Here is a 23,513-nt window from a genome sequence, read left to right as displayed (position 1 = left end):
GGTTGTTTGACGGGCTTCGTGAAGAAGCGGATCCCCAATCCGAGCGAACGTGACAAAAACGGGCGCCGTTGAGTCTCAAGATCATGTAAAAGCCGAGTTCGGAGGGGGTTACCGGCGGGTCGGCCGCCTCGGACCGACCCCGGGGCCCCGGGCATGAAGAACACATAAAGAAAAGGTGCCGAGAAGGGGTGGGGGAAGTGATCATGGGCATGATTAAGCGTCAATCCGCAGATGCCCGGGGCGCTGTGTACGCGCCGAATTGACGGCGCTACTCCCCGTGTCGGAAAAACCATTTCCGTTAAGAAGGCGACCCGCTCGCCCGAAGCGACGGCCCGGTCACCGGTCCGGTGCCGCCTCCGGGCGCGCGTACGTCCTGCCCTTCCATGCCGCACCGACACCCCGGTAGTGCCGCACCGCCGAGTCCACCGTCATCAGGAGGTAGAGGAACGCGGTGAAGGGGAGCAGTGGAGCGAGCCACAGCGGCTGCCGGTAGTAGCGGAGCATCGGCACGTACGTCCCCGCCATCACCGCCCACGCCGCACCACCCGCCCAGGCCGCCACCCCGTCCCCGCCGATCGCACCCGCCACCAGGGTCACCGGCGGCACCACATAGACGAGTACGAGTCCGGCCGCCGTCCCCAGGAGCAGCAGCGGGTTGTGCCGCAGCTGCGCGTACGCACTGCGGGCGACCATCCGCCACAGGTCGCCGAGACCCGGATACGGGCGCACGCTGTCGACCCGCTCCGCGAGCCCCAGCCAGATCCGGCCACCGGACCGCCGTACCGCCCGCGCGAGCGACACGTCGTCGATCACCGCCTGCCGGATCACCTCCGGCACGTCCGCCGCCACCGCCGTCTCCGTCCGCAGCAGCACACAACCGCCCGCTGCGGCCGTCGCCAACGGCCGCGCCCGGTTGATCCAGCGGAAGGGATAGAGCTGCGCGAAGAAGTAGACGAACGCCGGCACGACCAGGCGCTCCCAGAGGCTCTCCACCCGGAGCCGGGCCATCTGCGACACCAGGTCGAGATCGTTCGCCGTCGCCGCCGACACCAGGAGCCGGAGACTGTCCGGCTCATGGGCGATGTCCGCGTCCGTCAGGAGGAGGAACTCGGGTCCACGCGTGCGTGCCAGCGCCATGCCGTGCCGCAGCGCCCAGAGTTTCCCGGTCCAGCCCGGCTCCGGCTCACCCGATGACACCACGGTCAATGGCAGGCCGCCGCGGCGACCGGCGAGCTCGGCGGCGAGGCTCCCCGTGCCGTCCGTGCTCCCGTCGTCCACGAGGATCACCTCGGCGACGCCCGGATAGTCCTGCGCGAGGAGCGACGGCAGGCTCAGCGGCAGCACCTCGGCCTCGTCCCGTGCCGGCACGACGACGGCCACACGCGGCCAGCGATCCGGCTCCACGCGCGCGTGGAGGTCTTCGTCCGCGCGCCCGCCGTCGACCGGTGGCAGCCGCTGGTCCGTACGCCAGAAGAAGCCCTGGCCGAGCAGCAGCCAGACCCAGACGGCCAGGGAGACGAGCGCGAACCAGGAGAGGGTGCTCATTCGCGGCAGTCTGCCCCAGATCGCGGGGGACAGAATGCTCATCGGCTAGGGTGACCGGGTGAAGATCGCGCTCATGGACTCCGGCATCGGCCTCCTCCCGGCAGCGGCCGCGGTGCGGCGACTCCGGCCGGACGCCGATCTCCTCCTCTCGAACGACCCCGACGGGATGCCCTGGGGTCCGCGTACCCCCGAGGACCTCACGGCGCGCGCCCTCGCCGTCGCCCTCGCCGCCGCGGAGCACCGCCCGCAGGCGCTGATCGTGGCCTGCAACACCGCCACCGTGCACGCCCTGCCCGCCATCCGCGCCGCCCTCGAACCGCACATCGCCGTCATCGGCACCGTGCCCGCGATCAAGCCCGCCGCCGCCGGTGGCGGCAAGGTCGCCATCTGGGCCACCCCGGCCACCACCGGCAGCGCCTACCAGCGCGGACTCATCCGCGACTTCGCCGACGGCGCCGAGGTCACCGAGGTGCCCTGCCCCGGACTCGCCGACGCCGTGGAGTACGCCGACACCGAGGCCGTGGACCGGGCCGTCGCCGCGGCCGCCGCGCTCACCCCCCGGGACGTCCGCACCGTCGTCCTCGGCTGCACCCACTACGAGCTGGTCGAGGAGCGCATCCTCGCCGCCCTCGAGGCCCGCGGCCGCGCCGGACTGTCCCCGCTCGTCTTCCACGGCTCCGCCGACGCCGTCGCCGCGCAGGCGCTGCGCCGTATCGGCGCGGAACCCGCCCCCGACGCGGACCCCACCGGGAGCCTCTCCGTCCTGCTCAGCGGACGCCCCGGCCCGCTCCCCGCCATCGCCCTCGGCTATGCCGAAGGCCGGCTCCTCGGGGCGATCGCCCCCGCTCACTGAACGGGGAGGACTCCCACCGCTCTCCGCTGGGCTGTGCACGAACATGCGCGGACGGATGGTCGCCGAGCGTGCGCGGACGAACTCTTTCCGTCGCGCTGTTCCGGGCGATCCTGGGTACTCTTCCCGATATGAGGGAGCATGCCCGGAACCAGTACGCCGACGAGCGGACGCCCGCCGTGTGGACCGGCCGCGCCACCAACCGCTTCCAGTGGGTCGCGGCGGCCGCCGGTGCCGCCTGCATGGCCCTCGGCGTCACCCTCGCCGTCGAATCGGCCTGGACCTCGGGCATCGCGCCCCTCCTGATGGCCGTGATCGGCTGCGTCGCCGTCGGACTGCTCGTCCTCTTCGGCACCCTCGCCTTCGTCCATGTGGCCGTGAAGGTCGACGACAGCGCCATGGAGGTCCGCTGCGGCCACATCGGCGTGCCGCGCCGCCGCATCCTCCTCTCCCACGTCGTCGGCGCCGACTTCGAGCCGAGCGTCACCCCGCGCCACTGGGGCGGCTGGGGCTACCGCTGGCGCCCCGAGCAGGGCACGGCCGTGGTGGTCCGGCGGGGCGAGGGCCTGATCCTGCGCCTCGGCGACGGACGGACGTTCACGGTCACCGTCGACGACGCCGAGTCCGCGGTACGCGTCATCCGCGACCACCTCCGCGACGTGGCCCCGCCGCCACCGCCCACGCCGACCGGCCGACCGGTGTGACCCCTGGAGTCGGGGCAGGTCACCGGGCCCCGTGTCCGGGCCTCCCGCCCTCCTCGGCCGACAGGAACGACCCGTAGACTCCGCAAGGTGAGCGCCACCATCACCCCCGTCGAAGCGTCCGGAGCCGACCCCGCACCCACGCCGGGTTCCCGGCTACGGCGGTTCGCACGGCCCGGGGCGGCTCTGCTGTCCGGGCTCGTGCTCTATCTGAGCTTCCCGCCGCGCCCCCTGTGGTGGCTCGCGCTGCCCGCCTTCGGGCTGCTCGGCTGGACCCTGAGGGGCCGTCGGCTCCGCGCCGGGTTCGGCCTCGGATACCTCGCCGGGCTCGGCTTCCTGCTTCCGCTCCTCTTCTGGACCGGCGAGGAGGTCGGCGCGGGCCCCTGGCTCGCCCTGGCAGCCGTCGAGGCGCTGTTCGTGGCCGCCGCCGGCCTCGGCATCGCGGCGGTCTCCCGGCTCCCGTGGTGGCCGGTCTTCGCCGCCGGAGTGTGGATCCTCGCGGAGGCGGCACGCGCACGTGCCCCCTTCGGCGGCTTCCCCTGGGGCAAGATCGCCTTCGGCCAGGCGGACGGGGTCTTCCTGCCGCTCGCCGCCGTCGGCGGCACTCCGGTGCTCGGCTTCGCCGTCGCGCTCTGCGGCTTCGGCCTGTACGAGACGTACCGCCAGATCCGGGCCCACCGGGCCGCGGGTGCGGACACCGGCACAGTCGACGGGGACAGCGCTCCCGCTGCCCGCACCCTTCCGCGCGGTCCGCTCGTCGCCGCCGCGCTCTCCGTGCTCGTCCCGGTCACCGGCGCCCTCGCGGCCCTGCCGCTCGTCGACGACTCGGCCGAGGACGGCACCGCCACCGTCGCCGCCGTCCAGGGCAACGTGCCCCGCCTCGGCCTCGACTTCAACGCCCAGCGCCGGGCCGTCCTGGACAACCACGTCGCCCGCACCCGCGAACTCGCCGAGGACGTCAAGGCCGGCCGCGCGCCACAGCCCGACTTCGTGCTGTGGCCCGAGAACTCCTCCGACATCGACCCGTACGCGAACGCCGACGCGGCCGATGTCATCGACGGCGCCGTCCGGGCGATCGGCGTGCCGACCGTGATCGGCGCGGTCATCGCGCCCGAGACCGGCAAGCTCCGCAACACCCTCATCGAATGGGACCCGGACCGCGGCCCCGTCGCCACGTACGACAAGCGGCACGTCCAGCCCTTCGGCGAGTACATCCCGATGCGGTCCTTCGTCCGTCTCTTCAACAGCAACGTCGACCGGGTGAGCCGCGACTTCGGAGCCGGTACGAAGGTCGGCGTCTTCGACCTGGCCGGTACGAAGGTCGGCCTCGCCACCTGCTACGAGGCGGCCTTCGACTGGGCCGTCCGCGACACGGTCACCGATGGCGCCCAGCTCATCAGCGTCCCCAGCAACAACGCCACCTTCGGCCGCAGCGAGATGACCTACCAGCAGCTCGCGATGTCGCGGGTGCGGGCCGTCGAGCACAGCCGGTCGGTGGTCGTGCCCGTCACCAGCGGGGTCAGCGCGATCATCCGCCCCGACGGCGAGATCGTCGCGGAGACGAAGATGTTCACGCCGGACGTCCTGGTCGAGAAGGTGCCGCTGCGCTCCTCGCTGACCCCGGCGACCCGGATGGGCACCCTGCCGGAGGCCCTCCTCGTGGCGCTCGCGGCCGCCGGTCTCGGCTGGTCGGCCCTCCGCTCGGTACGGGCCCGGCGTACCCGGTCGGAGTGAGACGGACCCCGGGCCGAGGAAGGCGGGCCCGGGGCCCGATCCACAGATGATCTAGGGTCGGGTGCATGGCTACCCCTGACTTCATCCGGGCCCTGCGCGAGACAGCCGGCCACCAGCTCCTCTTCCTGCCCGGGGTGAGCGCCGTCGTCTTCGACGACCAGGGCCGGGTACTGCTCGGCCGACGTGCCGACAACGGACGCTGGGCGGTCATCGGGGGCATCGTCGAGCCCGGGGAGCAGCCCGCCGACTGCGCGGTGCGCGAGGTCTTCGAGGAGACCGCCGTGCGCTGCGAGGTCGAGCGGATCGTGCTCGTCGAGACCCTCCGGAAGCCCGTCGTCTACCCCAACGGCGACCAGTGCCAGTTCATGGACGTGTCCTTCCGCTGCCGCGCGGTGGGCGGTGAGGCCCGGGTCAACGACGACGAGTCCACCGAGGTCGGCTGGTTCGACGTGAACGACCTGCCGGAGATGAAGCGCTTCTCGTACCTGCGGATCGAGAAGGCGCTGGCCGACGAACCCACATGGTTCCGCACTACAGCAACCAGCTGAACTATGGGCTCGACACACATCGGTGGGGGAGTGGGCCCTTCATAGGGTGCGGAGCATGAGCGCCCCCATCACCGCCCACGGTGCCGCATCGGACGTCGCGTCCCGTCCCGGATCCGTCTCCGCCGCACCCCACCCCCGTGCCGTCGTCCTCGACCTCACCGGCCGCACCGCGGTCGTCACCGGCGCGGCCGGCGGCATCGGGCGCGCCTGCGCGCTGCGGCTCGCCGCCTCGGGGGCCCGGGTCAGAGCCGTCGACAGGGCGGCCGAGGGCCTGGAAACCCTGGCCGAGGAGGCCGCCGCGCTCCCCGGGAGCCTCGAACCCCGGCTCCTCGACCTCACCGACCTGGACGCCGCCGAGACCGCCGCCGACGGCGCCGACATCCTCGTCAACAACGCCGGGCTCCAGCTGGTCCGCCCGATCCACGAGTTCCCGCCGGACGTCTTCCACACCGTCCTCACCGTGATGCTGGAGGCGCCGTTCCGCCTCATCCGGGGTGCCCTGCCGCACATGTACGCCCAGGGCTGGGGCCGGATCGTCAACATCTCGTCCGTCCACGGGCTGCGCGCCTCCGCCTTCAAGTCCGCGTATGTGGCCGCCAAACACGGTCTGGAGGGCCTCTCCAAGACCGCCGCCCTCGAAGGCGCTCCGCACGGGGTCACCTCCAACTGCGTCAACCCCGGCTACGTACGCACCCCGCTCGTCGAGCGGCAGATCGCCGACCAGGCCGCCGCCCACGGCATCCCCCCGGAGCGCGTCCTCTCCGAGGTCCTGCTGAAGGACTCGGCGCTGAAGCGGCTCATCGAGCCGGACGAGGTCGCCGAGGCCGTGCTCTACCTCTGCACTGCCCAGGCCTCGTTCATCACCGGCACCTCCCTCACACTCGACGGCGGCTGGACCGCTCACTGACGGGCACCCTGGTGCCCTTGGTGCCGCTGTTGTCCCTGTGAAGGTTGTCCACAGGGGTGGTGCGACCACACGTTCGGCAGGTATCCCTGTGTCCATGTCCCACGAACACGTCTCCTATCTCGAACTCCTCACCCGGGGAGCCGCGACGGAGGCCTACGACCGGCCCGTGCTGCTCGCCCGTGCGAGCGGCGCGGGCCCCGAGGTGCTGGCCGAGCTCGAGGAGGCCAAGCAGCTCGCCCTGCGGGTCCGGGCCGAGCTGGAGGGACGGCGGCGCCGCGAGGCGGAACTGTCCGCGCTCTTCGCCACCGCCCACGACCTCGCGGGACTCCGCGACCTCGACGCGGTGCTGCGCGCCATCGTCCAGCGCGCCCGCTCGCTCCTCGGCACCGAGTGCGCCTATCTGAGCCTCAACGACCCGGCCGCCGGGGACACGTACATGCGGGTCACCGAGGGCTCGGTCTCCGCCCGCTTCCAGCAGCTCAGACTGGGCATGGGCGAGGGGCTCGGCGGGCTCGTGGCCCAGACGGCCCGCCCGTACGTCACCGACGACTACTTCGACGACGCGCGCTTCCAGCACACCCGCACCATCGACACGGCCGTACGGGACGAAGGCCTCGTCGCCATCCTCGGCGTCCCGCTCAGCCTCGGCAGCCAGGTCATCGGCGTGCTGTTCGCCGCCGACCGCAGGGCGAGGGTCTTCGAACGCGAACAGGTCGCGCTGCTCGGCTCGTTCGCCGCGCACGCCGCCGTCGCCATCGACACGGCCAACCTCCTCGCGGAGACCCGCTCGGCCCTCGCGGAGCTGGAGCGCGCGAACGACATCATCCGCGAGCACAGCGGAGTCATCGAGCGCGCCTCGGAGGTCCACGACCGGCTCTCCGAACTCGTCCTGCACGGCGGCGGTGTCCACGACGTGGCCGACGCCGTCTCCGAAGTCCTCGGCGGAACCGTCGAGTTCACCGAGGAAGGCGCCGGAGCCGCCCGCCGCGCCGGGGGCCACTCGGTCCGCGAGGGCGACGACTGGGTGGCCGCCGTCTCCGCCGGAGGTGAGACCCTCGGCGCCCTCGTGCTCCACGGGAGGCCCGACCTCGACCCGGTCGACCAGCGCACCCTGGAGCGGGCCGCGCTGGTCACCTCCCTCCTCCTGCTCGCCCGCCGTTCCGCGGGCGAGGCCGAGCAGCGCGTACGGGGCGAACTCCTCGACGACCTCCTCGACGCCCCCGACCGGGACCGCCGGCTGCTCCGGGAGCGCGCGGCCCGGCTCCGTACCGACAGCGAAGCCCCGCACGTGGTGCTCGCCGCCCGCTTGGACCGGTCCGGCGGCACGGCCGAGGCCGACTCGGGCGGTCGCGAGAGCGCCGACCGGCAGCGCCTGTGGTCGGCCGCCACCCATCTCGCCGCCACCCGTCACGGACTCGCCTCGGCCCGCGACGGCGGAACGGTCCTGCTGCTGCCCCTCGGCCCCGGCGAGAGCGCCGCCGACCTCGCCCGGCAGACCGCGCGAAGCCTCGGCGGCACCCTGCGCGAACCGGTCACCGTGGGCGCCTCCGCTCCCGTACGGGCGCCCCTGGACCACCCGGACCAGGTGGCCGTCGCGTACGAGGAGGCCCGCCGCTGCCTCGACGCGCTCCGGCTCCTGCACCGCTCCGGTCAGGGCGCCGCCGCCGAGGACCTCGGCTTCCTCGGCCTGCTGCTCGCCGACAGCCGGGACATCGACGGCTTCGTCGACCGGACGGTGGGCCAGGTCGTCGCGTACGACCGGCGCAGGGGCACGGACCTGGTGCGCACCCTGGACGCCTACTTCGCGAGCGGCATGAGCCCGGCCCGGACCAAGGACGAACTGCACGTCCACGTCAACACGGTGGCCCAGCGCCTGGAACGGGTCGGCCGCCTCCTCGGCCCCGACTGGCAGTCCCCGGCGCGTGCCCTGGAGATCCAGCTGGCGCTGCGCCTGCACGCACTCTCGGACGCGGTCGCGGGGAAGTGAGAACGGCCCGGTGCCCCGCTCATCGATGAGCGGGGCACCGGGCCGTGCACGGAGGCCGTGGGTCTCAGGCGTCGACGCCGACCTTGGCATCGGCGGCGGTCCGCTCCTCGATCTCCCCGAGGTCCCGGTCGCGGGTCTCCTTGGCGCAGGCGATGGCGACCACGGTGAGCAGCACGGCGGCGATCACGTACAGGGCGATCGGGGTCGAGTCGCCGAAGTCGGCGAGGAGCGCGGTCGCGATGAGCGGGGCGGGCGCGCCGGCGGCGACGGAGGAGAACTGGGCGCCGATGGAGGCGCCGGAGTAGCGCATCCGGGTCGCGAACATCTCGGAGAAGAAGGCTGCCTGCGGCGCGTACATCGCGCCGTGCAGGACCAGGCCGACGGTGACCGCGAGGAGCAGGCTGCCGAAGGTGCCCCGGTCGATGAGGTCGAAGAACGGGAACATCCAGGCACCGACACCGATCGCGCCGATGAGGTACACGGGACGGCGGCCGAGCCGGTCGGAGAGCGCGCCCCAGAGCGGGATCACCGCGAAGTGGACGGCGGAGCCGATGAGGACGGCGTTCAGGGCGGTCTGCTTGGAGAGGCCGACCTCGGTGGTCGCGTACACCAGGATGAACGCGGTGATCACGTAGTAGGAGATGTTCTCCGCCATCCGGGCGCCCATCGCGATCAGCACGTCCCGCCAGTGGTGACGCAGGACGGCGACCAGCGGCATCTTCTCGACCTGCCCGGCGACGGCCTTGCGCTCCTCGGCGGCGGCGAGGGCCGCCTTGAAGACGGGCGACTCGTCGACGGAGAGCCGGATCCAGAGGCCGACGATCACGAGCACACCGGAGAGCAGGAAGGGGATGCGCCAGCCCCAGGCGGCGAAGGAGGCGTCCGAGAGCAGCGCGGTCAGCGCGGACAGCACACCGGTCGCGAGCAACTGCCCGGCCGGCGCGCCGGTCTGCGGCCACGAGGCCCAGAACCCGCGCCGCTTGGCGTCCCCGTGCTCGGACACGAGCAGAACGGCCCCGCCCCACTCACCACCGAGCGCGAACCCCTGCACGAGTCGCAGCACGGTCAGCAGCACCGGGGCGGCGGACCCGACGGTCGCGTGCGTCGGCAGCAGCCCGATGGCGAAGGTGGCGCCACCCATCAGCAGCAGGCTGAGCACCAGCAGCTTCTTCCGCCCGAGCCGGTCGCCGTAGTGCCCGAACACCAGCGCCCCGAGGGGCCGGGCGGCGAACCCGACCGCGTACGTCAGGAAGGACAGCAGGGTCCCGACGAGCGGATCGGAATCGGGAAAGAACAACTTGTTGAACACGAGCGCGGCGGCGGACCCGTACAGGAAGAAGTCGTACCACTCGATGGTGGTCCCGATGAGACTGGCGGCGACGATGCGCTTCAGCGATCCGGGTGGCGTCGGGGAGGGAGTTGCGGCGGCCATGTGCACCACTTCCAGGCAAGTGCGGGGACGATTCGGTGTCGCCATACCGTAGGAAGGCGCAGGTCAGCGGCGTATGTGGTGGGACACCATAGTTCGGGTGTGCCGTGTGCGCCCAGCCTCCATGGCCTGCTGCTGCGACCCTGCCGAAGGCCTTCGAGGGGCCTGGGGAGGGGCTGTCCGGGTTGCACTGATCGGGCACGTTTTGGTGGTGCGGTGCTGACTCCCGTGCTGGTTCGGTGCTGACTGAAGTCCCATGCCAGCACCCGTGTTCATCCCTCCCGTGCTGACTTCGTGCTGACTACAGTGAGTGGAACCTGCGTACATGGGGCAGACCGGGCACGGTCGTCATGGCAGCGGTCGGCATTATTCCGCTCAGGATCAGGATGGGTCCTCATGTGTGCCTGCTCAGGACTTGTCCGGCTCCCCAGGGCCTCGGGCGCTCCGGGACCCTGACGCCCTCGCCGCCCGGCTGGACGCGGTACGACCCGCGCCTGCGACATCGGCGCCCATTTGTGCAGGGCTGTCGGCGGAGCCCTGGAGCTCCTCCGGCCGCTGCGGAAGGTCGGGCGCCACATCTCCGCGAGGGCGCTGGCCAGGCCGCGCCGGCCGTCCTCGGGGCGGGGGCAGCCCTGCCGTCCACCGGGCCGGTGTTGACGGCTTCCCGATCCATCGGCTCGGTGCGGGCCTCGCCCGTCCAGCACGGTCGCCCGTCGGCCCTGCTCCGGGCTCTTGCCCTGCGCCAGGAGCCCGCGCTCGATCCGGTCGGCGTCCGGGTGCCGGCCCTCCTCCGGGAGGAGTTCGGCCTGCCGCTCGGTCACCACGTCCCCGTCCGTCAGGCCGAGCGCGGCCAGGCCCCGGCTCTTCCACACTCCGGGCGGGACACGGGCTTCGTCCTGGGCGGAGCGCAGCGGCGTGTCCGCGGGGCGGTGGCCGTCGCCGACCATCACGCCACGGAACAGGTAGCGCCGCCCGTTCCCCGGGCGAACTGGGGACATGCTGATCATCGGCCATGGAACCTTGGCGCTGACCGGCACAAAAGCGCGATCCGGGGTCCTTCCCGCCGGGCGGGACGCCATCACCAGCGGCCTGGTGTGTGTCGGCGGGACGGATTTCTGTGTCGTGGTGGAACTTCGTCGGCCGCACGGACGAGGAGATGCGGAAGGCGAGGGAGGACTGGATGACCGGCTCCTGCTTCGGCGAGGCGAAGGGCTACGACGGCGACTGGCTGGACGCGCTGGAGGGGAGTGGAAACCGGCCCGCTATATCCCGCGTTGATCGTTTGCCTATCTCCTTCCTCTTTCATCAAGGCCGGGGGCGCGGAGCCCCTCGACCGACCGTCAGTGATCCAGGGGACAGGAGCCGACGCATGCGTCCGCGATGGAGTGACGACGACCGGCCTCGTGACGAGGTCGCGCCACAGGGCAGCGCGGACGGCGACGCCTACGTCTGCCCGCCCGTCCGGGGGACCGGGCCCGGACGGGCTCCGGACGGGCGGCTGCTGCTCGCCGGCGAGGGCCACGCGCTCCGGGCGCTCACGGCGGCAGCGGAGCGGGCCGGGTGCCCTGACGTCCGGGTCCGCCGGACGGACGAGGGCGGTGCCGAGGCTCTCGGCGGCCTCGCGGAGTGGGCGGAGAGGGAGCGGCTCACGGCCGCCGACACCGTGCTTCACGTCGCGCGTTCGACAGCCGAGTTGGCGGCCACGGCCGACCGGTGCGCCGAGGTCGGGGCCTGGCTGGGGCAGGTGCTGGTGCACGAAGACGAACTGTGGACCGGTCCGCTCGGTCCCGCGGACCGCACCGCCGCGGCCTCGGCCTGGCGGCGACTGCGCGGTTTTCCGCCGCAGGGCCGGCTGGACGGGCCGGTGGGCGCCGCGCCGGACGGCTTCGGCGCCGCGCCGGTGGGCGGTGCGGTGGACGGGCCCGCCGGCGCGGTGCTCGCCGTCGGGCGGACGGAATGGATCGCCGACCGGCTCCTGAGCGCCTGGCTGGGCCGGGGCGGCGCAGGGGCGGCGGGCGCCGTAGAAGGGACCGGGAGCGCCGGAGCCGCAAGAGCGGGAGGAGCGGGAAGCGTCGGAGCCGCGGGAGCGGGAGAGGCCGGAGCCGCTGGAGCGGCACGGGTCGGAGGCGTCGCAGGCGGCCTCGGGCACCCCGAAGAGCCGTACCTCGTGCGTACCGACGTGCGGACGTCGTCCAGCAGCCGGCACCCCGTCGTGCCCCTGCCCCGGCCCGCTCGATCGGCCACACGGGCCAGTACCGAGACGGGGGCGCGGGTTGCGTTCCTCGGGCGGATCGGGGGCGCGGCCGTCGAGCCCGCACGGCTGCTGGAGCGGATCGACGTCGTGGCGGACGCCCGGACCGGACTCCTCGGGCCGGTCCCGGAGGCCACGCCGGGGCCGGCCGGCCTGTGGGGGTGCGCGGTCGCGGTGCCCGACCCGTTCGGGCCGCTGCCCGCCGAGGCGCCCGGTGTCACCGTGCGGGGTCACGGACCGGACGCCCGGAGCGCCCGCCTCGCGGCCCTGCTCGCCGCGCTCGCCGCGTACGGGACCCTCGCAGCCGCCCCGAACGCCCGGAGCGGTCGTGAGGTCTGGGGCCTGGACCTCGTCACCGACCGGCTGCGCCTGGTCCCCGCGGCCGAGGCGTACCCGGCCCCGGCGCCGGGCACGCCCTACCGGCTGCCGACGGGCGCGGCGGCCGGGCTCACCTGGGCGGCCGCGGTGGAGGCCGCGCTGACCGGGCACTGCGAGGTGCTGGTGACCCACCGACTCGCCCAGCCGGGCGTACGCGTCCCCCGGCTCGCGCTCCCGGGTCACGGGGGCCCCGCCGCCCTCCACGCGTTGCGTGCGGCGGGTGAACCCGTCGCCCACGACCTGTCCGCGCTGCTCTCCGTTCCGGCCTGCGCGATCCGGCTCGGGGACGACACCGTCGTCGCCGTCGCCGCCACATGGAGCGAGGCCCTTGCGGCCGCCGCGGAACGCGCCCTGCTCGCCCGGGAGACGGGCGCCCCTCCCACCGGCCCCGCCGTCCCGACCGTCCCCTCCGTCACACCGGACCGGGAGGCGGCCGCCCGGCCGCTCCTGGTGGAGGACGGGGTGTCCGTGCGAGCGGGGCTCGTCGAGGCGCTCCGGGCCCAAGGGCGCACTCCCGTCGCGGTGTTGCTCGACCACGATCCGGAGGCCGTCCGCCTCCTCCCGTATCTTGTCCATGTGGCGCTGCTTGATGGCTGACGCCCCCTCATGCCCGGTTCGGGCCCGATGCCGGGCACGGGTTCGCGGGAAACATTCCCGGGGGCAGGTGCCGCTTCCTTGCGGGCCGTGTAATGATCTCGTGACCGGACGCCTGGCGTCCGGCGACTGTGCGACGGGGGGTCGCGAAGACGCGAGTGCAGAAGGCAGGATCCATGGGGGGGTCGATTCGGTTCAGCGTGCTCGGAGCCGTGTCCGTGCACCGGGGCGAGACGCCGATCACCATCGGTTCTCCCCAGCAGCAGGCCCTGCTCGTGGCGCTGCTGCTGCGCTCCGGCCGGGTCGCCTCCACGTACGAACTGATCGCTTCGGTCTGGGGCGAGGAGCCCCCGGGCTCCGCGCTGGCGAGCCTGCGCACCTACGTGTGGCGGCTGCGGCAGCTCCTGGAGGAGGACTCCGCCGCACCCCGGCTGCTGCTCTCCCGGCCCGACGGCTACCGCATGGTGGCGCCGCCGCTCTCGGTGGACCTGCACCGTGCCGAGCAGCTCGCCGCCGACGCCGGCCGGGCCCGGGCCGGGGGCGACGACGAGGCCTGCGGGCGGCTGCTGACCGAGGCGCTCGGCCTCTGGCAGGGCGCGCCGCTGGCCGGAGTGCCCGGCCCCTACGCCGAGCAGCAGCGGGCCCGCTTCACCGAGCTGCGGCTCGGACTGGAGGAGGAACGTTTCGCGCACGAGCTGCGGGCGGGCCGACACGGCGCGGTCATTCCCGACCTCACCGTGTTCACGCAGGAACACCCGCTCCAGGAGAGGCCGTACGGCTTTCTCATGCGCGCCCTGTACGCCTCCGGGCGGCAGGCGGACGCGCTGGCGGTCTACGCGCGTGCCCGGCGCGTCCTCGCCGGGGAGCTCGGCGTCGACCCCGGCCCCGAACTGACCGCGCTGCACGACCGGGTCCTCGCGGGCGACCCGCTCCTCGATGTCTCGGTCCGCGACACCGCGCCGGCCGCAGCCGCCCCCGAGGCCCCCCACGACCCGCGGAGTCCCGAGGAATCGCAGACCTCGGCGGCGCCTCGAACCGCCGAACCCGACGCGGGCCCTCCTTCCGCACCCGACCCCGAGTCCGCCGCTCCGATCCTCGCCCGTCCCGCCCAACTCCCTGCCAACGCATTCGACTTCGCCGGTCGGGCAGAACAGGTCGAGGAGCTGAGCCGGGTCCTCACCGCCCTGGGCCGGACCTCGCTTCCGGTCGCGTCCATCAGCGGCATGGGCGGCCTCGGCAAGACCACCCTCGCCCTGCGGGTCGCCCACCGGATCAAGCACGAGTTCCCCGACGGGCAGCTCTACGTCGATCTGCGCGGCAGCGGTCTCGAGCCCGCCGACCCGTCGGCCGTCCTCGGCAGCATGCTCGCCGCGATGGGCGTGCCGCCGCACGCGCTCCCGGTCATGACCGACGACCGCGCCCGGCTCCTGCGCACCCTGCTCGACGGCCGGCGCATGCTGCTGCTCCTCGACAACGCCCGGGACCCCGCCCAGGTGGGCCCGCTGCTGCCCGGCTCGGCCGGCTGCGCCGTGATCGTCACCAGCCGGACCCGGCTCGTCGGCATCCCCAGCGCGGTCACCGCCGTGGCCCTGGACGTTTTCGCGGCCGACGAGGCGATCGAGCTGCTCACCGCGATCGTCGGCGCCGCACGCGTGGAGGCGGAGCCCGCCGCAGCGACCGAACTGGTGACCGCGTGCGGACATCTCCCGCTCGCCGTCCGGATCGTGGCCGCCCGCCTCGCCGCCCGGCCGCGCTGGCAGATCGAGACCATGACCCGTCGGCTCGCCGACGAGCGCCGCCGCATCGGCGAGCTCCGCGCCGGTGACCTGGCCGTCGCGGCCACCTTCGAACTCGGTTACCGCCAGCTCCCGCAGGAACAGGCGCGCGCCTTCCAGCTCCTCGCCCCGGTCGCCCGGCCCAGCATCGGACTGGGGGTGGCCGCCGCGGCCCTCGGTCTCGACCCGTACGACACCGAGGAGATCCTCGAGTCCCTTGTCGACGCGGCCATGCTGGAGGCCCCGCAGCCCGGCCGGTATCGCTACCACGACCTCGTCTGGTCCTTCGCGCTCCAGCTCGGCGTGTCGCCGGGCGACGGCGGCGCCGAGGCCGGCATCCCCGTGCTGCCGCCGCTCCTCGACCACCTGCTGGCCGCCGGGCGCGCCGCCTTCCAGTGCATGGTGCCCGGCGACCCGGACGGAATCTTCCTCACCCCCGGCTCCGTGCCCGCGCCTCACTTCGCCGGGTTAGCGGCGGCCCGCGCCTGGGTGACCGCCGAGTTCGAATGCCTCACCAACGCGGTGATGCTGGCCGCCCGCAGCCCCGCCGGGGCGGCCCCGCGGATCCTGCGCGTAGCCGCCGACCTGCTCATCGCCCTCACGCCGTTCGGCAAGGACATCCCGTACGGGCAGCTCGCCGCCGCCGCGCAGGCGCTGGCCGAGACCGCCGCGCTGCGCGGCGACGACCATGCCGCAGGGCGGGCCCGCTTCGTCTGCGGGAACGCCGCCCTGCAGAGCGCCCGGCTCGCCGAGGCCGAGCTGTTCACCCGGCTCGCAGCGGAGGCCTGCGAGCGGGTCGGCGACCGGGTGATCCTCCGGCAGACGCTCAACGACCGGGGTCTGATAGCGCAGTTCCAGCACCGCTACGCGGACGCGGTGCACTGCTACGACCAGGCGATCGAGCTGGCGGAGAAGCTCGGGCACCGCTCGGGCGAACTGGTGACGCGGCTCAACGCGGCGCAGGCCCGGCTGAGCGGCGGCCGCGCCGAGGAGGCGCTCGTCGCGTGCGCCGAGGCGCTGGCCGCGCTGCGGGAGGTCGAGGACCATCACGGCGCCGCCTACGCGCTCTACGTGCAGGGCATGGCCCTGCACGAACTGGGGCGGTACGACGAGGCGGTCGCGAGCCACACCCGGTGCCTGGACCTGTGCGCGGCCTGGCAGATCCGCGGACAGGAGGCACAGGCCCGCTTCCGACTGGCCGAGACCCTGCGGACCACGGGCCGCCGGGAGGAGGCCGTCAGGGAGGCGAGCCGTGCGCTGGTGCTGTGCGAGCAGCGCTGCGCGGAGCGCGACAAGGGGCTCGCTCTCCTGGTGCTCGGCCGTACCCTCGCCGACCTCGGTGACACCGGGGCCGCGGCGGCCAGGGCCCGGCAGGCCCACACGCTGTTCACCCGGCTCGGGCTGCCCGACGCCGACCACGCGGCGGCCCTCCTCACAGCCCTCGGCGAACCCCTGTGAAGCTGCCCCCGGCCCTCCGGCAGGAACGATATATCCGCAGCTCAGAGCGCATATCCAGGATTTATCCAGCGTAGATCGGCAGTTGGCAGAGTCTCACTCGGCAGCACGAACGACGAGCGAACGGAAGACCGAGACATGCGAGCGATCACCTCCACCACCCGCACCGCCCACACCCTGCGCACCGCCTGCGTCGCGGCCACCGCGCTGATGCTCGGCCTCTCGGTTCTGGCCGTCGCCGAACAGCAGCTCTCGGCCCCCGCGCCGAGCACCGTCGTGGCCGACGGCCCGATCGTCACCGACCCCCAGGAGGAGTGGAACAGCCGCGGCTGACCACGTCGGCGCGGTCCGTCGCAGACGACGGGGACGGACGGCGAAACGAACGAGCATGCATGGGGGAGTCATGACGGGTGGTAGTCCGGCGGCGTTGGCGGAACGAGACGTCGCCACCCTGGTCCGTGCCGCGCGGACCCGCAACGGGGTCAGCCAGCGGGACCTCGCCGAGAAGTCCGGGATCGGTCTGCGGACGCTCCGTGAGATCGAACGGGGCCGGGTATGCGCCCCGAGATCCGGATCGCTGCGCAGAATCGCCGAAGCCCTGGACGAACCCGCGCTGCTCGCGCAGGTCGGTGCCACGGCCGGTGCCGAAGGGGAGGTCCCCGAGGACGCCCCGCTGGTCCTGAAGATCCTCGGCCGGCTCTCCGCCACGCGCGGCGCGGCCGAACTGCTCACCGGAACGCCGAAGCAGCGGACCCTGCTCGGACTGCTCGCGCTCCAGGCCCATCAGGTGGTCGAACGCGACGAGATCATCGAGGTCCTCTGGGACGGCGAACTGCCCGACACGTTCGGCCAGTTGATCCACACCTACATCTCACGCATCCGGCTGATGCTGGAGGCGCACACCCTGCCCGGCGCCGGCCGGACCGCGGTTCTGCGGCGCGGCGGCGGCTATGAGCTCCGGATCGAGGGGGACAGCCGACTCGACGTCCTGGAGTTCGGCCGGCTGACGCACGAGGCCGCGCGGGCCCGTGCCGGCGACGACCCGGTGCACGAACAGGCCCTGCTCGCCGAGGCGCTGCGGCTCTGGCGCGGGCCGCTCCTGGAGGGCGCCCCGCCACGGCTGGCCCGCCACGCCGCTGCCGTCGAGCACGCCCGCCTGCGCGTCGCCTCCGCGCTGCGCCTCGCCGATCTCGCCCTCGCCCGCGGCCAGTACGAGGAGGTGCTCGCCCAGCTCGGGCCGATCGCCCGGCACGAGATGCTGCACGAGGGCCTGCACGCTCGGCTGCTCGCCGCGCTCGCCGGTTCCGGCCGCCGGGCGGAGGCGCTGGAGCTGTTCGCCGCGGTCGACCGCAGGCTCCGCGTCGAGAGCGGCATCGAGCCCGGTGCCCAACTCCGCGAGGCCCAGATGGCCGTGCTGGGGGAGGACGCCCCGGCCGCGACGGCGAGGACGGCGCAGCCCGCCGGCCGGTCCGACGCGCCGAGCTCCGTCCAGCTGCCGCGGAGCGTCGGGGACTTCGTGGGCCGGGCCGAGCACTTCCAGGTCCGGCAGTACCTGACCGGGCAGGGGCCGCTGGCCGCGTTCGGCGCGGCCCCGGTCGCCGTGCTCCACGGACCCGTCGGCGTCGGCAAGTCCGCCCTGACCGTCCAGATCGCCGCGGCCGTCTCCCGCCACTTCCCCGACGGCGTCCTGCATGCCCGGCTGCGCACCGGCACGCCCAACGAGGTCCGCACCGTGCTGCGCGACTTCGCCCGGGCGCTGGGTGTGCCGACGGCCGGGCTGCCCGCCGGGCAGGCCGAACTCGCGGCGCTCTACCAGGAGTCCGTCGCCGGCCGCCGGGTCCTGGTGGTCATCGACGACGCACCCGGTGAACGCGCCGTCCGCCCGTTGCTGCCGTCCGGCCCCGGCGGCGCCGCGCTGCTGGCCGGCCGGACCCCGCTGTCCGGCCTGGAGGGCGCCCAGCACTTCTGCGTCGAGCGCTTCACAGCCGACCAGTCCGTCTCCCTGCTCGCCCGGATCGCCGGCGAGCGGCGGGTGCTGGCCGAACGGACGGCGGCCGAGACCGTTGCCGAGCTGTGCGACGGGATCCCGCTGGCCGTGCGGATCGCGGGCATGCGGCTCGCCGCCCGCCCGCACTGGACCCTCGCCCGGCTGGCGGACCGGCTGGCCGACGAGGAGCGGCGGCTGTCGGAGCTGGTCGCCGGAGACCTGTCCGTACGGGAACGGCTGACCTCCGCGTACGAGGGCCTGGACCCCGTGCTCCGCGACGCCGTGCGCACCCTCGCCCGGTCCGCGGACCGGGCGTTCACCCCCGCCGGTGCGGCCGCCGTGCTGCGCTGCGGCGGACGCCAGGCGGAGGACCTCCTGGAGCGGCTTGTCGACCACCACCTGCTCGACCCCCCGGCGGGCGCCGGCGAGGAGTACGCGATTCCGCCCCTCGTACGCCTGCACGCCTGGGAGCAATGAACGGCGTGAGGGGACGGTCGTCGATGCCCACCGTCCCCGTCCCCTCACGCGTCCTTCACGGCGGCGTAGCGCTCACGCGTCGCGGGTGCGGAGCGTCAGCCAGCCGCCGACCGCCGCCGCGGCCGCCCACGCCGCCATGACCAGCACCCCGGTCATGGGGCTGTAGGGCGCGGCGACGGCGGGGTCGAGCCGCAGCCCGTACTGGCCGGCCCGGTCGGGCAGGTACCAGGCCAGCTCCTTCAGGCCGGGGATCTCGGCCAGCACGGGGGAGACCAGGAACAGCACCGGGATCAGGACGCCCATGGAGAGCATCAGACTGCGCAGCATCGCCGTGAATCCCATGCACATGACCGCGAGCAGCGGGAAGTACAGGGCTCCCACCACGATCGCCCGCACCGTCCCCGCATCGCCGAACGCCGTGCCGTGCTCGCCGAGCAGACGTTGCGAGAGGAAGAACGTGCACAGCGAGGCGACCACGCCGGCCACCAGGGCCAGCACCGCCCCTACGGTCAGCTTGGCCGCGTACATCAGACCGCGCCGGGGCACCGCCGCCAGGGAGACCCGGATCGCGCCGTTCTGGTACTCGTTGCCGACCACCAGAACGGCGAAGGCGATCACGACGACATGGGCGAAGAGGATGCCGTAGTAGCCGAGCTGCACCGGGTCGAAGCCCGGGCCGTCCGCCTCCTCGGGGCCGACCGACCCCGACACGCCGGCGCCGATGGCGACGAGCAGGGCCGCGGCCAGCGGCAGCGACCACAGGACCGGACGCACCGAGCGGATCTTCGTCCACTCCGAGCGGAGCACCGCGTTGACAGACATCGTCAGACCACCTCTCCGAGGGGTCGCCCCCCGTACTCCACCGAATCGGCGGTCATCCGCATGAAAGCCTCTTCCAACGAGTCCTCGACCTGGACCAGTTCCAGGACGGCGGCCCTCTCGTGAGCCGCGATCCGGCCGACGTCGGCGGCCTCCGCCGCGTGCACCTCCAGCGCGCCGCCGTCGCCCGGCACCACCCGCAGCCCCTTGCGCACCAGGGCCTCGCGCAGCCGCTCCGGCTCGTCGGCCCGCACCCGCACCCGGGAGCGGCCGTGCTCCGCGGCGAACTCGGCCATGGACACGTCCGCCAGCAGCCGGCCCCGGCCGATCACGACCAGCCGGTCCGCAAGGAGCGCCGTCTCCGTCATCAGATGACTGGAGATCAGCACCGCCCGGCCCCGGGCCGCCAGCCCCTTGAGGAAGTGCCGCAGCCAGCGGATGCCCTCCGGGTCCAGGCCGTTGACCGGCTCGTCGAGGATCAGCACCTCGGGGTCGCCGAGCAGAGCCGCGGCGATGCCCAGGCGCTGACGCATCCCCAGCGAGAACCCGCCGACCCGCCGACGGGCCGCGGACTCCAGGCCGACCTGCTCCAGCACCTCGTCGACCCGCGCCCTCGGCATGCGGCCGGCGTGGGCGATGCAGAGCAGATGGTCGCGCGCGGTCCGTCCCGGATGCGCCGCGCCGGCGTCCAGCAGCGCGCCTACGTGGCGCAGCGGCTCGACCAGCCGGCCGTACGGCCGCCCTGCGATCAGCACCTCGCCCGCCGTGGGCCGGTCCAGCCCCAGGATCATCCGCAGGGTGGTCGACTTCCCCGCACCGTTCGGGCCGAGGAAGCCGGTGACCGAACCTGCCCGCACCTGGAAGGTGAGGCCCTGCACCACCGTCCTGTCGCCATAGGCCTTCACCAGACCCCGTACTTCCACGGCGGGTGCGTCGCCCGCACCGTGCGCCGTTCCGTTGTCCCTGTTCATGTCCCCAAGCCAATCGTCCGGCGGACCCGGACGGATCCCCCGGCGGCGGGAGTCACCTCCCCCCGGGGAGGGAGCTGATCCCCATGAGACGTCTGCCGTCGACGCTCCACGACGCCCTGCGCCAGGGCCGTACGTACGCCCGCGGGCTCCATCTGCTGCTCGGCGGGGCCGTGGGACCGGTCTGCGTGCTGGTGTGGCCCGGCATCACCGACAACCTGGGCCGTACCCTCGCGGCCTGCGCCCTCGTGCCGGTGGTCCCCCTGCTGCTGCTCGGCCTGGTGCCGGGGACGCGGCGCGCGGAGGGCATCCAGGCGCGGCTGCTGCTCGTGCCGGACGACGAGAACGACATCGGCCGTGCCCCGGCCCGGAGTCTCTCCGACCGTCGGCGCACCAGCGTCTGGCTGGTGCTGCGCTGCTGGTGGGGACTGCTCGTCGCCACGGTCGTCGCCCAGCTGCTGTCCGTCACGGGAACACTGGCGTCCGCGCCCGCCGTCGAGGGAGCCCGGACGATCCTCGGCGTCACCATCCCCGGCGGCCACCGGCACATCTGGTACCTGGGCCTGGTGCCGCCGCTGCTGCTCGCCGCGTTCGTGCTGGTCGTATGGGCCGGGCACGTACAACTCGCCCTCGCGCGCCGGCTGCTGGGCCCCTCGACGGCCGAGCGGCTCGCGGAGGCGGAGCGCCGGGCGGACGAACTGCTGGCCCGCAACCGGCTCGCGGGCGATCTCCACGACTCCATCGGCCACGCCCTCACGGTCACCGTGCTTCAGGCGAGCGCGGCCCGCGAACTCATCGACACCGACCGAGACTTCGCGATCCGGGCGCTTACCGCCATCGAGGACACCGGCCGCCGCGCCATGGACGACCTGGAGCGCACCCTCGGCTATCTGAAGGAGGACGAGACGGCCGCCCGCACCGTCCGGCCCACTCTCGCGGACGTCGGGCAGCTCCTGGAGGCCAGCCGCGCGGCGGGCGTCACGGTGCGCTCGCGAACCGCCGCCGAGGTCGACGCAGTCCCGGGCGTGGTCTCCCGCGAGGCGTACCGCATCCTTCAGGAGGCGCTCACCAACGCCATGAAGCACGCGCCCGGTTCACCCGTGGACGTCGACCTGGACGTCACCGGCGAACAGGTCCGCCTCACCGTCGCGAACTCCCTGGTGGAGGAGGCCCCGCGGGCTCCCGGCACCGGCAAGGGGCTGCGAAGTCTGCGGGAGCGCGCCGCGCTGCTGGGCGGCCGGGCCACCGCCGGAGCCGCATCGGGGCGCTGGACCGTCAGCGCCCGTCTTCCCCTACGGTTGGGATCGTGATCATGGACATCTCCGTACTCCTCGTCGACGACGAGGAGCTCGTCCGGGCCGGCATGTCGGCCATCCTCGGCAACGCCGAGGGCATCACCGTGGTCGGCGAGGCCTCCGACGGCTGCGAGGTGGTGCCGCTCGTCCGGAGGCTGCGCCCGGACGTCGTCGTCATGGACGTACGGATGCCCACCGTCGACGGCATCACCGCGACCCGCGATCTCATGGCCGCCGTCGCCGACCCGCCGACCGTCCTGGTGATCACCACGTTCGAGCGGGACGACTACGTCTACGAGGCGCTCAGGGAGGGGGCGTCGGGGTTCCTGCTCAAGCGGTCCCGGCCCGCCGAGATCGTCCAGGCCGTCCGTACCGTGGCGACCGGGGACTCGGTGCTCTTTCCCGCCGCGATCCGCTCGCTGGTGGAGGGGCGTCAGGCCCGTGAGCCGGGCGACGCACTGGCCCGCGCCCAGCTCACGGAGCGGGAGGCGGACGTGCTGCGGCTGATGGCGCGGGGGATGTCCAACGCGGAGATCGCCGCGCAGCTGTTCCTGGGAGTGCAGACGGTCAAGACCCATGTCAGCGGCACCCTGGCGAAGCTGGGGGCGCGCGACCGGACGCAGGCGGTGGTCCTGGCGTACGAGTCGGGGTTCGTCGGTGCGGGCTGAGAAGGCGCCGGGGCTCCCGGGGCCGACGGCATCCGTCAGCCGACGAGGTCCTTCAGGCGGGAGACCACCGTCGCCTCGGACTCGCCCTCCTGCGGCACCGGCACGACCTGGAGATGGGTGACCCCGGCCTCGCGGTAGGCGTCCAGGCGATCCCTCACATAGCTCTCCGTGCCGCAGATCGTGGTGGCTTCGAGCAGTGCGGCGGGCACGGCGGCCGCGGCCCCGGCCTTGTCGCCGGCCCGGAACAGCCGCTGGATCGTCTCCGCCTCACGGGCATAGCCGTACCGGCTGATCAGGTCGTAGTAGTAGTTGTGGCCGGGCGCGCCCATGCCCCCGACGAACAGTGCGAGCTGGCCGCGGGCCAGCTCCCGGGATCGCTCGGCGTCCGGGCCGATCGCGAGCAGACCGCCCGCCGAGATCTGGAGCGGGCCCAGCTCGGGCGCGCGGGTCGCGGCGCCCTCCTTGAGCGCCGGCCCCCACACCCGGTCGCACCACTCGGGGACGAAGAACAGCGGCAGCCAGCCGTCGGCGGTCTCCGCGACCATCCGGACGTTCTTCGGGCCGAGCGCGGCCACCCACACCGGGACGGACGGACGGACCGGCGGCGTCAGCAGCCGCATCGGCCTGCCGAGGCCGGTGCCCTGCCCCTCGGGCAGCGGCAGCGTGATCGTGGACCCCTGGTGGCGCACCGGCTCGTCCCGCCGCCAGAAGGCGCGCATGACCTCGATGGTCTCGCGGGTCCGGGCCACCGGCGCGGCGTACGGCACCCCGTGCAGACCCTCGACGACCTGCGGGCCCGAGGAGCCGAGGCCGAGGTGGCAGCGTCCGCCGGACAGGGCGTCGACGCCGGCCGCGGTCATCGCCAGCAGGGCGGGCGTCCGGCTGAACACCGAGAGGATGCCGGAACCGATCTCGATCCGCTCGGTGCGGGCGGCGAGGAAGCCCATGAAGCTGGGTGCGTCGTAGCCGTACGCCTCCGGCACCCAGACCAGGTCCAGGCCGGCCCGCTCCAGTTCGGCCACCTGGCCGGCCGCGGCGACGATGTCGGTGTCGTACTTCAGCTGCATGGAGATCTTCATGGCGGGGGCTCCGGGGGTGCGTCGGCGGGATGACGGGACGTCAGGGGCGGATTTCGGCAGCACGCG

17 protein-coding genes and 1 pseudogene are annotated in these 23,513 nt (G+C 73.7%); 12 read left to right on the top strand and 6 right to left on the bottom strand.

Translation table 11 applies throughout. From position 1 onward, the window contains the following. Positions 1-336: 336 nt before the first annotated feature. Positions 337-1,545 carry a glycosyltransferase gene (locus OG462_RS07790; protein ID WP_406055772.1) on the bottom strand — a complete coding sequence of 403 codons (1,209 nt, stop codon included), beginning with the start codon at positions 1,543-1,545 and terminating at the stop codon, positions 337-339. 58 nt (positions 1,546-1,603) lie between these two features. Here OG462_RS07790 and OG462_RS07785 point away from each other — a divergent pair, with 58 nt between their 5' ends. From OG462_RS07785 to OG462_RS07760, 6 genes are all read left to right on the top strand, one after another. Continuing rightward, on the top strand, positions 1,604-2,398 hold the full coding sequence (locus OG462_RS07785) for a glutamate racemase (protein WP_406055770.1): 795 nt from the start codon (positions 1,604-1,606) through the stop codon (positions 2,396-2,398). A gap of 128 nt (positions 2,399-2,526) precedes the next feature. Further along, positions 2,527-3,099, top strand: coding sequence for a hypothetical protein (locus OG462_RS07780; protein ID WP_406055768.1), 573 nt, complete (start codon positions 2,527-2,529; stop codon positions 3,097-3,099). Between the two features lie 87 nt (positions 3,100-3,186). Beyond that, the gene (lnt, locus tag OG462_RS07775; RefSeq protein ID WP_406055766.1) at positions 3,187-4,830 is read left to right on the top strand and encodes an apolipoprotein N-acyltransferase; all 1,644 of its coding nucleotides are present in this window, start codon (positions 3,187-3,189) and stop codon (positions 4,828-4,830) included. Between the two features lie 65 nt (positions 4,831-4,895). After that, complete coding sequence (locus OG462_RS07770; RefSeq protein ID WP_406055764.1) at positions 4,896-5,378, top strand: NUDIX hydrolase; 483 nt, start codon at positions 4,896-4,898, stop codon at positions 5,376-5,378. Positions 5,379-5,433: 55 nt separating this feature from the next. Then, positions 5,434-6,285 carry a 3-hydroxybutyrate dehydrogenase gene (locus OG462_RS07765; protein WP_406055762.1) on the top strand — a complete coding sequence of 284 codons (852 nt, stop codon included), beginning with the start codon at positions 5,434-5,436 and terminating at the stop codon, positions 6,283-6,285. Positions 6,286-6,379: 94 nt separating this feature from the next. Further along, on the top strand, positions 6,380-8,272 hold the full coding sequence (locus tag OG462_RS07760) for a helix-turn-helix domain-containing protein (protein ID WP_406055760.1): 1,893 nt from the start codon (positions 6,380-6,382) through the stop codon (positions 8,270-8,272). Between the two features lie 64 nt (positions 8,273-8,336). On the opposite strand, the gene OG462_RS07755 is transcribed toward OG462_RS07760, so the two are convergent. After that, a complete protein-coding gene (locus OG462_RS07755) occupies positions 8,337-9,704 on the bottom strand; it encodes an MFS transporter (protein WP_406055758.1) in 1,368 nt (455 codons plus the stop codon). A 695-nt stretch (positions 9,705-10,399) separates the two neighbouring features. Beyond that, positions 10,400-10,648: pseudogene (locus tag OG462_RS07750) on the bottom strand (conjugal transfer protein TraA); the annotation flags it as partial. 422 nt (positions 10,649-11,070) lie between these two features. On the opposite strand from OG462_RS07750, the gene OG462_RS07745 reads away from it, so the two are divergent. The 4 genes from OG462_RS07745 to OG462_RS07730 all read left to right on the top strand — a co-directional run bounded on the left by OG462_RS07745 (position 11,071) and on the right by OG462_RS07730 (position 18,618). Further along, the gene (locus tag OG462_RS07745) at positions 11,071-12,927 is read left to right on the top strand and encodes a hypothetical protein (protein ID WP_406055756.1); all 1,857 of its coding nucleotides are present in this window, start codon (positions 11,071-11,073) and stop codon (positions 12,925-12,927) included. A gap of 173 nt (positions 12,928-13,100) precedes the next feature. After that, on the top strand, positions 13,101-16,157 hold the full coding sequence (locus tag OG462_RS07740; RefSeq protein ID WP_406055754.1) for an AfsR/SARP family transcriptional regulator: 3,057 nt from the start codon (positions 13,101-13,103) through the stop codon (positions 16,155-16,157). A gap of 135 nt (positions 16,158-16,292) precedes the next feature. After that, positions 16,293-16,487, top strand: a complete 195-nt coding sequence (locus OG462_RS07735; RefSeq protein WP_376396259.1) for a hypothetical protein — start codon at positions 16,293-16,295, stop codon at positions 16,485-16,487. Between the two features lie 70 nt (positions 16,488-16,557). Beyond that, entirely contained in the window at positions 16,558-18,618 is a 2,061-nt protein-coding gene (locus tag OG462_RS07730) for a BTAD domain-containing putative transcriptional regulator (protein WP_406055752.1), read from the top strand. 72 nt (positions 18,619-18,690) lie between these two features. Here the strand turns inward: OG462_RS07730 and OG462_RS07725 are convergent, their stop codons facing one another. Next, positions 18,691-19,440 carry an ABC transporter permease gene (locus tag OG462_RS07725; protein WP_406055750.1) on the bottom strand — a complete coding sequence of 250 codons (750 nt, stop codon included), beginning with the start codon at positions 19,438-19,440 and terminating at the stop codon, positions 18,691-18,693. A 2-nt stretch (positions 19,441-19,442) separates the two neighbouring features. Then, positions 19,443-20,408, bottom strand: coding sequence for an ATP-binding cassette domain-containing protein (locus OG462_RS07720; RefSeq protein WP_376396250.1), 966 nt, complete (start codon positions 20,406-20,408; stop codon positions 19,443-19,445). 83 nt (positions 20,409-20,491) lie between these two features. On the opposite strand from OG462_RS07720, the gene OG462_RS07715 reads away from it, so the two are divergent. Together OG462_RS07715 and OG462_RS07710 are read left to right on the top strand one after the other, a co-directional pair. Then, on the top strand, positions 20,492-21,715 hold the full coding sequence (locus tag OG462_RS07715) for a sensor histidine kinase (protein ID WP_406055747.1): 1,224 nt from the start codon (positions 20,492-20,494) through the stop codon (positions 21,713-21,715). Positions 21,716-21,717: 2 nt separating this feature from the next. Continuing rightward, positions 21,718-22,368, top strand: coding sequence for a response regulator (locus OG462_RS07710; protein WP_406066413.1), 651 nt, complete (start codon positions 21,718-21,720; stop codon positions 22,366-22,368). A gap of 35 nt (positions 22,369-22,403) precedes the next feature. Here the strand turns inward: OG462_RS07710 and OG462_RS07705 are convergent, their stop codons facing one another. Further along, a complete protein-coding gene (locus OG462_RS07705; RefSeq protein WP_406055745.1) occupies positions 22,404-23,447 on the bottom strand; it encodes an LLM class F420-dependent oxidoreductase in 1,044 nt (347 codons plus the stop codon). Between the last annotated feature and the right edge of the window lie 66 nt (positions 23,448-23,513).

Origin of the sequence: Streptomyces sp. NBC_01077 (assembly GCF_045162855.1) — a bacterium.
In the GTDB taxonomy this organism is placed as follows: domain Bacteria; phylum Actinomycetota; class Actinomycetes; order Streptomycetales; family Streptomycetaceae; genus Streptomyces.
The sequence above is the reverse complement of the archived record's forward strand: the minus strand, read 5'-3'. Positions and strand labels throughout refer to the sequence as shown.

Bases quoted from the DNA above. Each gene is read 5' to 3' on its own strand.
- OG462_RS07790 (WP_406055772.1), bottom strand. From the start codon at position 1,545: ATGAGCACCCTCTCCTGGTTCGCGCTCGTCTCCCTGGCCGTCTGGGTC.
- OG462_RS07770 (WP_406055764.1), top strand. From the start codon at position 4,896: ATGGCTACCCCTGACTTCATCCGGGCCCTGCGCGAGACAGCCGGCCAC.
- OG462_RS07755 (WP_406055758.1), bottom strand. From the start codon at position 9,704: ATGGCCGCCGCAACTCCCTCCCCGACGCCACCCGGATCGCTGAAGCGC.
- OG462_RS07740 (WP_406055754.1), top strand. From the start codon at position 13,101: ATGGGGGGGTCGATTCGGTTCAGCGTGCTCGGAGCCGTGTCCGTGCAC.
- OG462_RS07730 (WP_406055752.1), top strand. From the start codon at position 16,558: ATGACGGGTGGTAGTCCGGCGGCGTTGGCGGAACGAGACGTCGCCACC.
- OG462_RS07710 (WP_406066413.1), top strand. From the start codon at position 21,718: ATGGACATCTCCGTACTCCTCGTCGACGACGAGGAGCTCGTCCGGGCC.
- OG462_RS07735 (WP_376396259.1), top strand. From the start codon at position 16,293: ATGCGAGCGATCACCTCCACCACCCGCACCGCCCACACCCTGCGCACC.
- OG462_RS07715 (WP_406055747.1), top strand. From the start codon at position 20,492: ATGAGACGTCTGCCGTCGACGCTCCACGACGCCCTGCGCCAGGGCCGT.
- OG462_RS07745 (WP_406055756.1), top strand. From the start codon at position 11,071: ATGCGTCCGCGATGGAGTGACGACGACCGGCCTCGTGACGAGGTCGCG.
- OG462_RS07725 (WP_406055750.1), bottom strand. From the start codon at position 19,440: ATGTCTGTCAACGCGGTGCTCCGCTCGGAGTGGACGAAGATCCGCTCG.
- OG462_RS07705 (WP_406055745.1), bottom strand. From the start codon at position 23,447: ATGAAGATCTCCATGCAGCTGAAGTACGACACCGACATCGTCGCCGCG.
- OG462_RS07720 (WP_376396250.1), bottom strand. From the start codon at position 20,408: ATGAACAGGGACAACGGAACGGCGCACGGTGCGGGCGACGCACCCGCC.
- OG462_RS07760 (WP_406055760.1), top strand. From the start codon at position 6,380: ATGTCCCACGAACACGTCTCCTATCTCGAACTCCTCACCCGGGGAGCC.
- OG462_RS07765 (WP_406055762.1), top strand. From the start codon at position 5,434: ATGAGCGCCCCCATCACCGCCCACGGTGCCGCATCGGACGTCGCGTCC.
- OG462_RS07780 (WP_406055768.1), top strand. From the start codon at position 2,527: ATGAGGGAGCATGCCCGGAACCAGTACGCCGACGAGCGGACGCCCGCC.